Annotated in this window: 9 protein-coding genes; 3 read left to right on the top strand and 6 right to left on the bottom strand. The window is 70.9% G+C overall.

The genetic code is table 11. The features are described from left to right. The first annotated feature begins 9 nt into the window (after positions 1-9). From AW272_RS25810 to AW272_RS25820, 3 genes are read left to right on the top strand one after another with little or no spacing between them, the layout of a single operon-like run. Positions 10-4,737 (top strand): type I polyketide synthase, encoded by a 4,728-nt coding sequence (locus AW272_RS25810; RefSeq protein ID WP_066370469.1) that lies wholly within the window; start codon positions 10-12, stop codon positions 4,735-4,737. Then, entirely contained in the window at positions 4,734-8,528 is a 3,795-nt protein-coding gene (locus AW272_RS25815; protein WP_066370146.1) for an SDR family NAD(P)-dependent oxidoreductase, read from the top strand. The genes AW272_RS25810 and AW272_RS25815 overlap by 4 nt, the downstream gene beginning before the upstream one ends. Further along, complete coding sequence (locus AW272_RS25820) at positions 8,525-9,685, top strand: acyl-CoA dehydrogenase family protein (protein ID WP_066370148.1); 1,161 nt, start codon at positions 8,525-8,527, stop codon at positions 9,683-9,685. Before AW272_RS25815 ends, AW272_RS25820 begins: the two co-directional genes overlap by 4 nt. On the opposite strand, the gene AW272_RS25825 is transcribed toward AW272_RS25820, so the two are convergent. Genes AW272_RS25825 through AW272_RS25850 form a run of 6 tightly spaced genes read right to left on the bottom strand, consistent with a single transcriptional unit; the run spans position 9,648 to position 14,421 of the window. Then, positions 9,648-10,274, bottom strand: coding sequence for a 4'-phosphopantetheinyl transferase family protein (locus AW272_RS25825; protein ID WP_169807623.1), 627 nt, complete (start codon positions 10,272-10,274; stop codon positions 9,648-9,650). The genes AW272_RS25820 and AW272_RS25825 overlap by 38 nt on opposite strands. After that, positions 10,271-11,050, bottom strand: coding sequence for a thioesterase II family protein (locus AW272_RS25830; RefSeq protein WP_066370152.1), 780 nt, complete (start codon positions 11,048-11,050; stop codon positions 10,271-10,273). Before AW272_RS25830 ends, AW272_RS25825 begins: the two co-directional genes overlap by 4 nt. Continuing rightward, on the bottom strand, positions 11,040-12,152 hold the full coding sequence (locus AW272_RS25835; protein ID WP_066370158.1) for an HAD-IIIC family phosphatase: 1,113 nt from the start codon (positions 12,150-12,152) through the stop codon (positions 11,040-11,042). The genes AW272_RS25830 and AW272_RS25835 overlap by 11 nt, the downstream gene beginning before the upstream one ends. Further along, positions 12,152-13,300 (bottom strand): acyl-CoA dehydrogenase family protein, encoded by a 1,149-nt coding sequence (locus AW272_RS25840; protein ID WP_066370159.1) that lies wholly within the window; start codon positions 13,298-13,300, stop codon positions 12,152-12,154. The genes AW272_RS25835 and AW272_RS25840 overlap by 1 nt, the downstream gene beginning before the upstream one ends. Before the next feature lies 1 nt (position 13,301). Continuing rightward, positions 13,302-13,550 (bottom strand): acyl carrier protein, encoded by a 249-nt coding sequence (locus tag AW272_RS25845; RefSeq protein ID WP_066370161.1) that lies wholly within the window; start codon positions 13,548-13,550, stop codon positions 13,302-13,304. 22 nt (positions 13,551-13,572) lie between these two features. Then, on the bottom strand, positions 13,573-14,421 hold the full coding sequence (locus AW272_RS25850; protein WP_066370163.1) for a 3-hydroxyacyl-CoA dehydrogenase family protein: 849 nt from the start codon (positions 14,419-14,421) through the stop codon (positions 13,573-13,575). Positions 14,422-14,435: the final 14 nt, after the last annotated feature.

The raw sequence follows: 14,435 nt of genomic DNA on the forward strand, positions 1-14,435 counted from the left end.
GGCATGTTGATGAATCAGCAACATCCACCTGGTGACTCGCAATACCCCGCGGACGAGTCCGATATTGCGATCATCGGCATGGCCGGTCGATTCCCGGGAGCCAATGACGTCGAAACGTTCTGGCGGAACATCAGCACCGGAGTCGAATCCTTCACGCGTTTCTCGGATGAGGAACTGATTGAGGCGGGCGTACCGGCGGCGACGTTCTCGAAGCCGAACTATGTCCGGAGCCGGCCGATTCTCGACGAGATCCGCGGCTTCGACGCGGCGTTCTTCGGCTACAACCCGCGCGAGGCCACACTGGCCGATCCGCAGCAGCGGCTCTTCCTCGAATGCGTGTGGGAGGTCCTGGAGTCGGCCGGGTACGGCTCGCCGGAGAGCCGCGGCTCGGTCGGCGTGTTCGCCGGCATGAACATCAGCGGCTACCTGCTGACCCGGCTGCAGGCGTTCGCCATGGGCATCGACACGTCCGCGCTGATGATCGGCAACGACAAGGACTCGCTGGCCACGAACGTGTCGTTCCGGCTGGACCTGTCCGGGCCGAGCGTGACCGTGCAGACGTTCTGCTCGACCTCGCTGGTCGCGGTGCACCTGGCCAGCGAGGCGCTGCGCCGGGACGAGTGCGACATGGCGCTCGCGGGCGGCGTGTCGGTCCGGATTCCGGACCGGACCGGCTACCTCTGGGAGGAGGGCGGCCAGGAGTCGCCCGACGGTCATGTGCGGACCTTCGACGCGCAGGGCCGGGGCAGCATGTTCGGCGACGGCGCGGCCGTGGTCGCGCTGAAGCGCCTGGGCAAGGCGATCGAGGACCGGGACACCGTGCTAGCGGTGATCCGCGCCTCGACGATCAACAACGACGGCGCGATGAAGTTCAGCTACCTGGCTCCCAGCATCGACGGCCAGCGCCGCTGCGTGGCCAAGGCGATCGAGAAGGCGGGCGTGGACCCGTCGCAGATCTCCTACGTCGAGGCGCACGGCACCGCCACCGAAGTCGGCGACCCGATGGAGGTCGCGGCCCTGACCAGGGCGTACGGCCAGACCGAGAAGAAGCAGTACTGCATTCTCGGCTCGATCAAGCCGAACGTCGGCCACCTGGACCGCGCCTCCGGCGTGACCGGCCTGATCAAGGTCGTCCAGTCGCTGCGGCACGAGCTGATCCCGGGGACGCTGCACTACAACTCGCCCAACCCCGAGATCGACTTCGAGGCCAGCCCGTTCTACGTCACGGCCACGCCCACCCCCTGGCCGCGCAGCGCCGACCGGCCGCGCATCGCCGGGATCAGCTCGCTCGGCATGGGCGGCACGAACGCGCACGCGATCATCGTCGAGGCCCCCGTCCCGGCCGCGCGCCGGGAGCGGCCCCGCCGCTGGCAGATCCTCCCGGTGTCGGCCCGGTCGGCCGCCTCCGCCGAGCGGATGGCGGCCCGACTGGGCGAGAGCATCGCCGCCGCCCCCGACCTGGACCTGGGCGACATCGCCTACACCCTCCAGAGGGGCCGCAAGGTCTTCAACCACCGCAAGGTCGTCATCGCCGACGGCAACGCCAAGGCCGCCGCGCTGCTCGCGGACCCGGCCGGGCCGCTGGGCCGTACCGACACGGCGGTCGGCCGCAAGACCGGTTTCTTGATCGCCGGCGTCGGCGAGCAGTATCCGGGCATGGTCGCCGCCCTGTACGAGGAAGAGCCCGGCTTCCGTGCCGACGTCGACGAGTGCGTCAGCCTGCTGGGCCTCACCGAGGCGTCCCAGCTGTCCGACGTCTTCGTCCCGGCCGGACCCGCCAACGCCCCCGACCTGGCCACGCTGCTCGGGCGGACCGGGGACGCCTCCCCGCAGGCGGTCCCGAACGCGCATCTCATCCAGCCCGCCGTGTTCGTCGCCGAGTACGCGCTGGCCCGGCTGCTGATGAGCTGGGGTGTCAAGCCGGAGATCATGGTCGGCTACAGCCTCGGCGAGTACGTCGCGGCCTGCCTGTCCGGGGTGTTGTCGCTGGCCGACGCGCTCAAGCTGGTCGCCTACCGGGCCAAGCTGATCACCTCCCAGCCGGAGGGCGGCATGCTGGCCGTGGCCGCCGACGAGAGGCGGCTGAAGGCGGTGCTGGGCGACCTCGACCTCGACGTCGCGGTCCGCACCGGCTCGCAGCTCGTGCTGGCCGGGCCGGAAGACAGCGTCGAGGCCGCCGCGACGCGGCTCAGAGCGGCCGAGATCGGCTGCCGCCGCCTCCAGACCACGCACGCGTTCCACTCCCGGATGCTCGAACCGGTCGCGGCCGAGCTGACCTCCTGGATCAGCGCCAACGTGACGCTGAACCCGCCGTCCATCCCCTACGTCAGCAACGTCACCGGCGAGATCGCCACCGCCGAACTCGTCACCGACCCCGGCTACTGGGCCCGCCACATGTGCGAGACGGTCGAGTTCGGCACCGGGCTCGCGCATGTGCTGCGCGGCGGCGACATGACCCTGACCGAGATCGGCCCCGGGCAGTCGCTCGGCGCGCTGACCCGCGGCCACCCCGACTGCGACCGCAACCAGTGGCCGCTGATCGTCACCACCCTGCCCGGCCTGGGCGACCAGGTGGAGACGCTCGCCGCCACCGCGACCGCCGTCGCCAAACTCTGGCTGGCCGGCGTGCCGGTCGACTGGGACGCCTTACACACCGACTCCGATTGGACGCCCGGCCGGGTGCCGCTGCCGACCTACCCGTTCGACCGCCAGGACTACTGGCTGGAGATCGACCAGTCGGCGCTGACCACCGGCGTGCCCCTGCTGGACGAGAGCGACCCCACCAGCATCGCGACCGCGCTGCCGCGCCTGCCGGACGAGCGGTGGATCAACGTCCCGGTGTGGCGGCAGACCGCGCCCCAGCTCGTACGCGAGGAGGAGCAGACCAAGTGGCTGCTCTTCACCGACACCGGCCTGGCCGACACGCTGACCGCATCCGTACGCGCCGCGCTGGACGCGCTCGGCCACGAGGTCGTCCTGGTCCGGCCCGGCGACGCCTACGCCGACACCCCCGACGGCTTCCTCGTCCGCCCGGGCTCGCAGGAGGACATCGTCGCCGCCCTGCGGACGCTCGGTACCCGTGACTTCGCGCCCGAGCGCGTCGTGCACCTGTGGACCGCCGACCCGGCCCCCGCCGAAGGCGACGCCACCCAGGAGTGCCTGAAGCGCGGCCTGTACACGCTGGTCTCGTTCGCCAGGGCCGCGGTCGACCTCGGCCTGCCGACCTGGGCGCTGGACATCGTCACCGTCGGCAGCCAGAAGGTGCTGACCGGCGACGACATCGTCCCCGAGCGCAACACGCTGCTCGGCCCGACCCGGCTCATCCCCGTCGAGTACCCGAGGGTCAAGACCCGCCTGATCGACATCGACGCCGGCACCGGACCGGCCGCCCTGCGCGGGCTGCTGGCCGAGCTGCGGGCCGACCCCGCCGACCAGCTCGTCGCGCTGCGCGAAGGCCGCCGCTGGACGCCGGGCTACGAGGTGCTGGACGCCGCCAACATCGACAGAACCACCCCGGCCGTGGACGTGCGGCACGGCGGGACGTACCTGGTGACCGGCGGTCTGGGCGGCATCGGCCTGGGCATGGCCGAGCTCCTGGCCGGGAAGTACCAGGCCAACCTGGTCCTCATGGGGCGCACCGCGATCCCGCCGAGGGACCAGTGGAACCAGATCCTGGCCGCCCCCGGCACCGCCGACGAGGTGCGGCGGCGCATCGAAGGGCTGCGCCGGCTGGAGGCGGGCGGCACCGGAGTCGTCACGGTGGCCGGTGACGTGTCCAAGGTCGCGGACGTGCGGCGGGCGGTCGACGCGGCGATCGAGCAGTTCGGCGAGCTCAACGGCGTCCTGCACTGCGCGGGCGTGCCGGCGGTCGGCCTGATGCAGTTCAAGACGGTGGCCGACATCGAGCGGACTCTCGCGCCGAAGGTGGGCGGTTCGCTGGCCCTGGCCGAGGTGCTGAAGGACGTGCCGGTCGACTTCCTCGCCCTCTACTCCTCCACCACCTCCGCCACCGGCGGCGGCGCCGGACAGGTCGACTACTGCGCGGCCAACGCGTTCCTGGACTCCTTCGCGCTCAGCGACCCACTGCCCGGCGCGCTGGTCACCTCGGTCGACTGGTGCGAGTGGACCTGGAACGGCTGGACGGAGGGCCTGGAGAACTACGACGAGGGCTCCAAGCAGTACTTCACCTGGTACCGGGGCCTGTTCGGGCTCAGCTTCGAGGACGGCTTCGAGGCCCTCGTACGGGTGCTGAACAGCGGTGAAAGGCACGTGGTCGCCTCCACGCAGGACTTCGCGCCGCTGGTCGCGATGAGCCGCAAGTCCTCGATCGAGAGCCACCAGGCGACGGTCAAGAAGCTCAGGGACGCCTTCGGCCGGCACCCCAGGCCGGACCTGTCGACCGCGTTCGTGGAGCCGCAGAACGAGACCGAGGAGAAGATCGCCGAGGTGTGGACCGAGTCGCTCGGCCTGGAGTCGGTCGGGGTCCACGACAACTTCTTCGAGCTGGGCGGCAACTCGCTGCTGGGCATGGAGATCATCACGGAGGTCCGGAAGGCGCTCGGCCTGACCTACCTCCCACCGCACATCCTCTACCAGTCGCCCACGATCTCATCGCTCGCCGAAGCGGCCACCGCGGGCGAGGCCAACGAAGAGCAGACGGCCGACGTACGCGAACAGCAGCGCACCTCGCGCATCGAACAGCGGCGGAACATGCTCCGGAGCGGAAGGACGTCATGACAGAAACCGACTACGCCTCGGCGGTGGCGCTGATCGGCATGTCCGGTCGTTTCCCGGGCGCCAACAGCGTCGCCGACCTGTGGCGAAACGTACTGTCCGGCATCAAGGGGCTGCGCGAGATCACCGACGCGGAGCTGCGCGAGACCGGCGTGGAGCCCGGGCAGATCGCCGACCCGCGCTACGTGCGGATCGGCGGCCCGCTGGCCGACCTGGAGCACTTCGACGCTGGGGTCTTCGGGATCAACCCGCGCGAGGCCGAGATGATGGACCCGCAGCACCGGCTGTTCCTGGAGTGCTCGTGGGAGGCGCTGGAGGGCGCCGGCTACTGCCCCACCGACGTGCCGGGGCAGGTCGCGGTGTTCGGCGGGTGCGGCTTCCCCGACTACATCGTGAAGAACATCTTCCACCTCGCCGCCCAGCCCGGCGGCGCGATGCTGATGGCGATCGGCAACGAGCGTGACTCGCTGGCGTCGCTGGTGTCGTACAAGCTGGGGCTGCGCGGCCCGGCGGTGTCGGTGCAGACGTTCTGCTCCACGTCGCTGGTGGCGGTGCATCTGGCCTGCCAGAGCCTGCTGACGTACGAGTGCGACATGGCGCTGGCCGGCGGCGCGTTCACGCCGCTCCCCCAGCCGGCCGGCTACCTCTACGAGCAGGGCGGCATCATGTCGCCGGACGGGAAGGTCCGCAGCTTCGACGCCGAAGCGGGCGGCACCGTCATGGGCAGTGGCGTCGGCACGGTGGCGCTCAAGCGCATGTCGGACGCGCTCGCCGACGGCGACGTGATCCACGCCGTCATCCTCGGCTCGGCCTCCAACAACGACGGCCGGATGCGGGCCGGCTACACCGCGCCGGGCGTGGACGGCCAGGCCGACGTGATCGAGACGGCGCTCGGTGTGGCCGGGGTCAAACCCGACACCATCGGCTACGTCGAGTGCCACGCCACCGGCACCATGCTGGGCGACTCGATCGAGCTGGCCGCGATGAACCGGGTGTTCACCCAGCCGCGTGAGACCCCGGCCGTGCTCGGTTCGCTGAAGCCGAGCCTGGGCCACCTGGATCGGGCCTCCGGCGTGACCGGGCTGATGCGGGCCGCGCTGAGCCTCAAGCACGAGCTGCTGCAGGGTGTGCCGGACTACGCCCAGCCGAACCCGGCGCTGGCCACCGCGCAGGACCGGTTCACCGTGCTGACCGAGCACCGGCCGTGGCCGGAGGGCCCGCATCCGCGCAGGGCCGGGGTCAGCTCGTTCGGTCTCGGCGGCACGAACGCGCACGTGGTGCTGGAGCAGGCGCCGCCGCGCGAGGCCCGCCCGCACCGGCAGGGCCCGCACCTGCTGACGTTCTCGGCGGGCGACGAGAACGCGCTGAACGAGCTCGGCGAGCGGCTGGCCGGTTATCTGGCCGGTGGCTCCGGCGAGGACCTCGCGGACGTGGCGTTCACGTTGCAGATGTCGCGCGGCGGGTTCGCGCTGCGGCGCGCGGTCGTGGTCGCCGACCGCGACGACGCGGTCGTGGCGCTGACCGATCCCTCCCGCTGGATCAACGCCAAGACCCAGCGCCGTAACCCGAAGGTGCGCCTGGTCACGCCGGAGGGCGTGCCGGAGTCCTGGTGGCCGGAGCTGCTCGCGGCGGTCGACGCCGTGATCGGCATCGAGGACGGCACCGACCGGCACGACGCGGTCGGCGCGCTGGCGGACGGGCTGCGGCGGCTCGGCGTGCAGGTGTCACGTGAGGACGCCGGTCAGGCGTCGGAGGAGATCGCCGTCGCCCCCGTCGACGGGGTGCCCGCGGCCGAGTGGCTGCTGGCCACGCTGGCCCGGCTGTGGCAGGCCGGCAGCGCGATCGACTGGACCGCGTTGCACCGGGGCGCGGGCCGCAGGGTCGAACTGCCCACCTACCCGTGGCAGAAGCGCCGCTACTGGGTGAAGGCCAACCCGAACATGCAGGCCGCCCCGGTGAGCAACGACAAGACGTTCGACCGGTCGAAGTGGACGTACCTGCCGACCTGGCGGCAGCGGCCGTTCGCGGTCGCCGACCTGGACGAGCGGCTGCGGGCGGCCGGTCCCTGGCTGGTCTTCGCCGACGACGCCCGGGGCGAGGCCCTGATCGACCGGCTGAACGCGGCGGGCGCCGAGGTCACGGCGGTACGGAGCGGCGAGAGCTTCGATCAGGACGACTCGGGAGATTTCACCATCCGGCTGGACAAGCCCGATGACATGGCCGAGCTGATGTACTCGCTGCTGGGCGCGCCCCGCGCGATCGTCCACGGGTTCAGCCTGGCCGCGACCGAGCCGGGACCGGGTCAGGACCCGGCCGGGCACTTCGACGCCGAACAGCGCCGCGGCTTCTACTCCGTGCTGGCACTGGCCAGGGAACTGGTCGACAACAGCGGCTCGGCGCCGCGCGCCGAACTCGCCCTGCTCACCTCGGGGGCGGTCGGCGTGCTCGGCTCGGACCTGCGCCACCCGGAGCACTCCACGCTGGCGGCGCTGGCCCCCAGCCTGGCCCAGGAGAACCCCCGGATCCGGGCCCGCACGATCGACGTCGACTCCCTGGCGGCCGGCGACGAGTCCGTCCAGATCCTCGCCGCGATCCTGGCACCGCACGAGGGCCCGGTCGCGGTCCGGGCCGGGGAGACCTGGCTGCGGACCTACGAGCAGTTCCCGATCGAGGAGCTGACCGACGAGACCCGCCCGATCAGGAACGGCGAGACCGTGCTGATCACCGGCGGCCTCGGCGACGTCGGGCTCGTGCTCTCCCGGCACCTGGCCGCCGCCTACGGCTGCAACCTGGTCCTCACCGCCCGGTCGCCGCTGCCGCCCCGCGAGGAGTGGGAGGCGTTCCTGGCCGAGACTCCCCCCGGTGGGGAGCGCACCGCCCGGCACATCCACAACATCCTGGACCTGGAAGCCCGGGGCGCGACCGTGCTCTGCCTGTCCGCCGACGTGGCCGACGAGGAGCGGATGGCGGCCGTGGTCGAGGCCGCGGTCGAGCGGTTCGGCGGGATCGACGTGGTGGTGCACGGCGCGGGCGTACAGGACGGGGCGTACTTCAACTTCGCCCACCTGATGGACCGCGCCCAGTGCGACGCCCACCTGGCCACCAAGGTCAAGGGCTTCCACGTGCTGCAGAAGGTGCTCGGCGGGCACGCCGCCGACCGGCGGATCACGCTGTCGTCCATCGCGGCGGTGCTGGGCGGCATGACGCTCGCGCCGTACGCGGCGGCCAACGCGGCGCTGGACGCCTACATCCGGCAGTCCCGGGTGGCGGGCGGAGGCCGCTGGGTGACCGTCGATTGGGACACCTGGAGCATCGACGCCAGCCGTCTGGAAGGCCACAGCGAGGCCGTCGTCGGCTTCGCGATGGCCCCGGCCGAGGGCGTCGACGTCTTCGAGCGGGCCCTGTCGGCCACCGACCGGGTCGGCCATCTGGTCATCTCGACCGGTCCGCTGGAAGGCCGGCTGGCGCAGTGGGTCACCGGCGACATCCACAGCGCCGACGACACCCTCGACGACCAGGAACGCCACCCGAGGCCGGATCTCAACAACCCCTACGTGGAGCCGAGGGAGGGCACCGAGGCGGCGCTGGCCGCCATCTGGTCGCGGGTGCTGGGCATCGAGCCGATCGGCGCCACCGACAACTTCTTCGAGCTGGGCGGCCACTCGCTCCTCGCGATCGAGCTGACCACCCGGATCCGCAAGGCGCTGAACGCGTCGGTCCCGGTGACGGGACTGCTGGAGTGCCCGACGGTGCGCCTGCTGGCCGAGCTGCTCGACGAACGGGAGACCGAATGAGGCAGCCGGAACACGTGCGGGCGGTCCAGGCGTTCGCACGCAGGGAACTCATCGGCAAGGACACCTACCTCGACTCGCTGGCCGAGGCGCCGCTCCCGCTGTACGAGCGGTTCGCCGACACCGGCCTGGCGAACTGGTGGATGCCGAAGGAGCACGGCGGCCCCGGCCTCGGCCTGGAGGAAGGCGTGCAGATCGTCGCCGAACTCGCCTACGCCGACGCCGGCGCCGCGTTCACCCTGTTCATCCCGGTCCTGACCACCAGCATGGTCTCCTTGTACGGCTCCCCCGAACTGCGGGACCACTACCTGGGCAAGCTGGTGGCCGGGAGCGGGTTCTGCGCGACGCTCGGCAGTGAGCACGCGGCCGGCAGCGAGCTGGCCAGGATCACCACGACGGCCCGCCGCGACGGGGACGACGTCGTGCTGAACGGGGAGAAGGCGTTCTCCACGAACGCCGACTTCGCCGAGTTCCTGGTGGTGGTCGCCCGAGCGGAACACGACCCGGCCGGCTACCTCGCGGTGCTGGTCCCCCGGGAGACGCCGGGCATCCGGATCGACAAACGCTGGGACGTGCTGGGGCTGCGCTCCTCGGCGACCTACCAGGTGACGCTGACCGACTGCCGGGTGCCGGCCGCCAACGTGCTGCGCGGCAACGGGCTGCGCCTGCTGGAGGTGGGGCTGAACGCCAGCCGCATCCTCATCGCCACGACGGCGCTCGGCATCGCCCGCCGGATCCGGGACGTGTGCCTGGAGTACGGCAGGTCCAAGCAGGTCAAGGGCGCCATCCTGGCCGGCAACGCGGTGTTCGCGGCCAAGCTGGGCCAGTTCGAGATGCAGATCGACGTGATGGCGAACCAGTGCCTGGCGGCGGCCCGCCGCTACGACGAGATCGCGGCCCGGCCGGACGCGGCCGCGGAGTTCCTCCGGGTGGGCACGATGAAGGCCGCGCTGACCACGAAGATGTTCTGCGGCCAGAGCGGCTGGCAGATCGCCTCGGCCGCGTCGGAGATGTTCGGCGGCGTCGGGTACACCCACGACGCGGTGATCGGCAAGCTGCTGCGGGACGTGCGGTACGTGTCGATCGTGGAGGGCGGTGACGACGTGCTGCGGGACCTGGTGTTCAACCGGTACGTGGTGCCGGTGTCCCAACGGTCGTGACGACGGCGCCCGCGTAGCCGGGCGCCACGTCGAGCCAGCGAAGGGAACGCGACGAACCCACCGTCGCGTTCCCTTCCGTCGTTACCAGCGCGTCCCGCAGACCGGCCAGGCCCGCCCCGGTCGCCTTGATGTACGCCTCCTTGGCGCACCAGAGCTTGAAATATTCCTCTCTGGGAGAGGCGGCCCGGGTCAGGTGGTCGACCTCGGCGGGCTGGTACAGGTGCCGGGCCATGGCCAGGTGGTCGAGGTCGTCGCGGACGAGCTCGACGTCGACGCCGACCCGCAGGCCCGCCGGAGCCACCCCGATCAACGCCCACTCCGCGGAGTGCGACAGGTTGAAGTCGATCGGCCGGCCGGCCAGGTACGGCCGGCCGTTGTCCTCCGCGCCGAAGACCAGACCGTCCGGCGGCAGCCCGGTGAGCCGGCCGAGGACGGCCCGCAGGACGCCGTGCGCGACCGTGAAGCGGCGGCGCTCGACCGAGGTCGCCAGCGCCGCCGCGCGGGCCCGCTCGGGCCCGGAAAGCAGCGAGGCCCACCTCGCGCCATCCGGCTGATCGAGGTGGACCCGCCACACGGAGGAGTCCGTCACATCCATTTGAGCAGGGCTTTGGAGATGAGCTTGTGGGCCAGCGCGGCCTGCTCGAACACCGCGAAGTGGCCGCCGACGAACGGCTGGAGCTCGTACTCCCTGGTGGTCTGCTCCCCCCACGGCGTCACGGTCTCGGCCTTGATCCGGGAGTCGTCGGTGCTGGGCATGGCCGTGATGGGCAGGTCCAGCGGCTTCTCCTCGCGGTACTCGTAGGTCTCCTTGATCGTGAAGTCGGCGACCACGGCCGGGAGGATCATGTCCAGCACGCCGGGATCGGTCAGCAGCCACTCCGGCGTGCCGCCCAGCTCGCGGAGCATCGAGACGACCTCCGGCCGGGACATCTGCCCGACCGGCTTGCCGTCCTCGTAGGCGAGCTGCGGAGCGACGGAACCGGAGACGAACAGGTGCACCGGCGGCGGGCCGCCGCGGCGGCGGATCTCGCGGGCCAGCTCGAACGCGACGAGCGCGCCGAGGCTGTGGCCGTACAGGGCGTATCTGCGGTCGATCGAGCCGAGCGAGACATCCGCCTGGATGATCTCGGCGAGGTCGGCCACCAGCGGGCCCATCCGGTCGTAGGCGGGCTCCCTGAGCCTGCTGTCCCGGCCCGGGAGCTGAATGGGCTGGACGGCCACCCCCGGCAGGACGCGCTGCCAGCTCCGGAAGGTGGAGGCGGCGCCACCGGCGTGCGGCAGGCAGTACAGCGCGAGCGCGCCGGGGCCGGCGCCGGTCTGGCCGGCGAACGGCATCCACCGGCCGGCCGCGTCGTCAAAGCTCATCACTCACCTCATCGACGATCTCCAGATGGACGTACGGCGGGGGCGGCTGGACGGTGCTCAGGTCGGCCTCCAGCACCACGTGGGAGCCGTCCCTGCCGACCTCGCGGAATCCGGCGAAGGCGTAGGTGACCTGCATCATCCGGTTCCTGCCGGTCTCCACGAAGTCGGCGCGCACGCTCACGCCGGCCGTCTGGGCCAGCCGCATGATGTGGTTGAGCAGCACCATGCCGACGCCGCGGGACATCACCCGGCAGGACATCAGCATCATGTTGAGCCGCCACACCCGCTCGCCCTTCTCCACCAGGGCGAGACCGATCTTGCCGTAGCTGCCGAACCGGTCGGTCAGGGAGGCGACCAGCAGCAGGTGGTCGGGAGACCCGCGCAGCTCGTCCAGCTCCTCGTAGGAGTAGGTGCGGCCGGTCGAGTTGAGCTGGTTGGTGCGGACCGTCAGCTCCTCGGCCCGCTGCAGGTCGTCCCGTACGGCGGGAGCCACGGTGAACCGCATCTCCAGCCCGGCCAGGAACTCCTCGTTGGTGCCGACGAAACCGGACTCCAGTTCGTCCCGCGCGGCCTGCCCCTGGTACATGAGGCGGCGCTGGGCGGACTCGTCAGTGACGAACCGGGGGATGAACTCCGGCCGGGCCAGCGCCTCCTCCAGGTCCACGATGTCGACCAGGGTGACGGCGGGCAGGCTGTGACCGACCTCGCCGCGTTCGAACTCCTGGTCGTCGACGAAGGCGAAGGCGTCCAGTCCGAGGTTGAGCGCCTTCGCGATGCGCGCGATGGAGTCGGATTTGGCGTTCCAGTTGATCTGCGGGTGCAGGAACATCTCCTCGACGCCGAACTCGCGCAGTTTCTCCAGAGCGGCGCCGCTGTCGTTCTTGCTGGCGATCGAGTGCAGCACTCCCATCTGGTCGAGCCGCAGGATGTGCGCCACCACCTCGGGCCGCAGGGTGACCTCGCCGTCCTCCAGGAGCACGCCGTCCCAGAGCGTGTTGTCCAGGTCCCAGACCACGCACTTGATCCGGCCCTGGACCGGCTTCTCCGGTCCTTGGACAGGCTTGTCCAGGGCGACAGGGGGCGTTTCGTCGACCACGGTCATCAGATGATCTCCCGTTCTGCCTGGCTGGCGATGGTGATGCGCTGGATCTCGTTGCTGCCTTCGATGATCTCCATGACCTTGGCGTCCCGGTACAGCCGCGCCACCGGGTAGTCGTGGCCGCAGCCGTTCGCGCCGTGGATCTGGACCGCCTCGGACGCGTGCCGGGCGGCGGCGGTGGAGGCGAAGTACTTCGCCACCCAGGTCGCCATGATCGTGGACGCCTCGCCGGCGTCCTTGAGCCGACCGGCCTCCGCGACGAGCAGGCGGGCCGCCCGCGCGTCGGTGACCATGTCGGAGAGTTTCGCCTGGATCAGCGGCAGATCCTTGAGGAGCGACCCGCCGACGGTGCGGCGGGAGGCGTAGGCGGCGCAGGCCTCCAGCGCGGCCTGGATGATGCCGACCGAGCCGGTCGCCACGCTGTAGCGGCCGAGGTCCAGGGTGCCGGTCAGCACCATGCCGGCGGTGAAACCGCTCGGGCCGAGCAGCGCGTCCGGGCCGAGCGCGACGTCGCGGAAGGAGATCTCCGCGATCATCGACGCCCGGGTGCCGAGCATGTCCTCGATCGGTGTCACCTCGACGCCGGGGCTGTCCCTGGGGACCAGGAACGCTCCGATGCTGGTGGCCGTGCGGGCGAAGACCAGGAAGAGGTCGGCCCGCTGGCCATTGGTGATCCACTTCTTGACACCGTTGAGCACCCAGCCGCCGTTCTTCTCCACGACGTTGGTGGCGATCCCGGAGGCGTCGCTGCCGGCGCCGGGCTCGGACAGGCAGAACGCGGCGAGCACGTCTCCCCGGCCGAGCGCCGGCACCCACTGTTCGCGCTGGGCCGGACTTCCCCACCGCTGCACCGCCCACGACACCATCGTGTGCACGGTGAGCAGGCTGCGCACCGAGGAGCAGCCCCGGCCCACCTCCTCGTGGACCTCGCCGAGGGTGACCAGGTCCATCCCCCCGCCGCCGGTGTCCCGGGGGAGGAAGGGGGCCCAGAGCCCGGCGGCGGTCATCCGCTCCAGTAGCTCCTCGGGGACCCGGCCCTGCCGGTCGTACGCGTCGGCGTACGGGACGATGTGGGTGTCGACGAACGCGCGGGCGGACTTCCTGTCGGTGACCTGAAGGATGCCCGGCGCGGTCTCAGCCAGGGTCGTCATCTCAGACTCGCGCAGGGGAAAGCCGGTCCACCAGCTCCGCCATGGTGTTGGCGGACCGGAAATTGTCGATCTTCAATTCGTCGTTGGGGATGGTGACCTCGAACGTCTTCTCGATGAACATCACCAGCTCCATGGCGAACAGCGAGTTCACGAAGCCCAGGGCGAAGATGTCCTGGGTCTCGTCGATCTCCGCCTGCGGGTAGCGGGCGCGCACGAAGTCGAGGATCTGTTCCTTGGTGTTGGCGGACATATCTGGCTCCTTCGGGGATCGTTTACTTGGCGTCGTAGGTGTAGAAACCGCGGCCCGACTTGCGGCCGTGCAGGCCCGCGTCGGTCATCTGCTTGAGCAGCGGGCAAGGGCGGTACTTGCTGTCGGCGTAGTGCTCGTAGAGCACCTCCACGCTGTAGAGGATGGTGTCGACGCCGATCAGGTCAGCCGTCTCCAGCGGGCCCATCGGGTGGCCGAAACAGCTCCGGAACACCTCGTCGACCGACTCGGCGCTGGCGACGCCCTCGTGGACGAGGAACGCGGCCTCGTTCACGGTGAGCATCAGGACCCGGTTGGAGACGAAACCGCAGGCGTCCTTGACGTCGATGGCCTTCTTGCCCATCGCCGACAGCAGGTCGCGGACCCGCTCGACGGTCTCGGTGGTCGTGTGGAAGCCGGGGATCAGCTCGCACGCCGGCTTGGCCGGGACCGGGTTCATGAAGTGCACCCCGACCACCTTGTCGGGGCGGCCGGTGACGGCGGCGACCTTGGTGATCGGGATCGCCGAGGTGTTGACGACGAAGATGGTGTCCGGCCCGCAGACGGCGTCCATGGTCTCGTAGACCGACCGCTTGACGTCCCAGTTCTCCGTCACGTTCTCGATGACGACGTCGGCCTTGGCGACCGCATCGGCGCCCACCGCGGTGGTGATCCGGGACAGCACGTCATCGGGGTCCAGGGCCGGGCCGCCCATCAGGCGGCTCATCCTGGCGTTACGCCAGATGGTGGCGCGGGCCGCGGCGAGGATCTCCTCGTCCTTGTCCACCAGGACCACGTCGTGGCCGGTCTGGGCCAGGTTCTGGGCCACGCCGACGCCCATCACGCCGGCGCCCACCACACCGATAACTGTCATGACCTCTCCGTTTC

Origin of the sequence: Herbidospora mongoliensis (genome assembly GCF_001570545.1) — a bacterium.
Lineage (GTDB): Bacteria > Actinomycetota > Actinomycetes > Streptosporangiales > Streptosporangiaceae > Herbidospora > Herbidospora mongoliensis.

What these genes read in the sequence shown, in the direction of transcription:
- AW272_RS25810 (WP_066370469.1), top strand. Translation starts at nt 10, where the DNA reads ATGAATCAGCAACATCCACCTGGTGACTCGCAATACCCCGCGGACGAG.
- AW272_RS25815 (WP_066370146.1), top strand. Translation starts at nt 4,734, where the DNA reads ATGACAGAAACCGACTACGCCTCGGCGGTGGCGCTGATCGGCATGTCC.
- AW272_RS25820 (WP_066370148.1), top strand. Translation starts at nt 8,525, where the DNA reads ATGAGGCAGCCGGAACACGTGCGGGCGGTCCAGGCGTTCGCACGCAGG.
- AW272_RS25830 (WP_066370152.1), bottom strand. Translation starts at nt 11,050, where the DNA reads ATGAGCTTTGACGACGCGGCCGGCCGGTGGATGCCGTTCGCCGGCCAG.
- AW272_RS25835 (WP_066370158.1), bottom strand. Translation starts at nt 12,152, where the DNA reads ATGACCGTGGTCGACGAAACGCCCCCTGTCGCCCTGGACAAGCCTGTC.
- AW272_RS25840 (WP_066370159.1), bottom strand. Translation starts at nt 13,300, where the DNA reads ATGACGACCCTGGCTGAGACCGCGCCGGGCATCCTTCAGGTCACCGAC.
- AW272_RS25845 (WP_066370161.1), bottom strand. Translation starts at nt 13,550, where the DNA reads ATGTCCGCCAACACCAAGGAACAGATCCTCGACTTCGTGCGCGCCCGC.
- AW272_RS25850 (WP_066370163.1), bottom strand. Translation starts at nt 14,421, where the DNA reads ATGACAGTTATCGGTGTGGTGGGCGCCGGCGTGATGGGCGTCGGCGTG.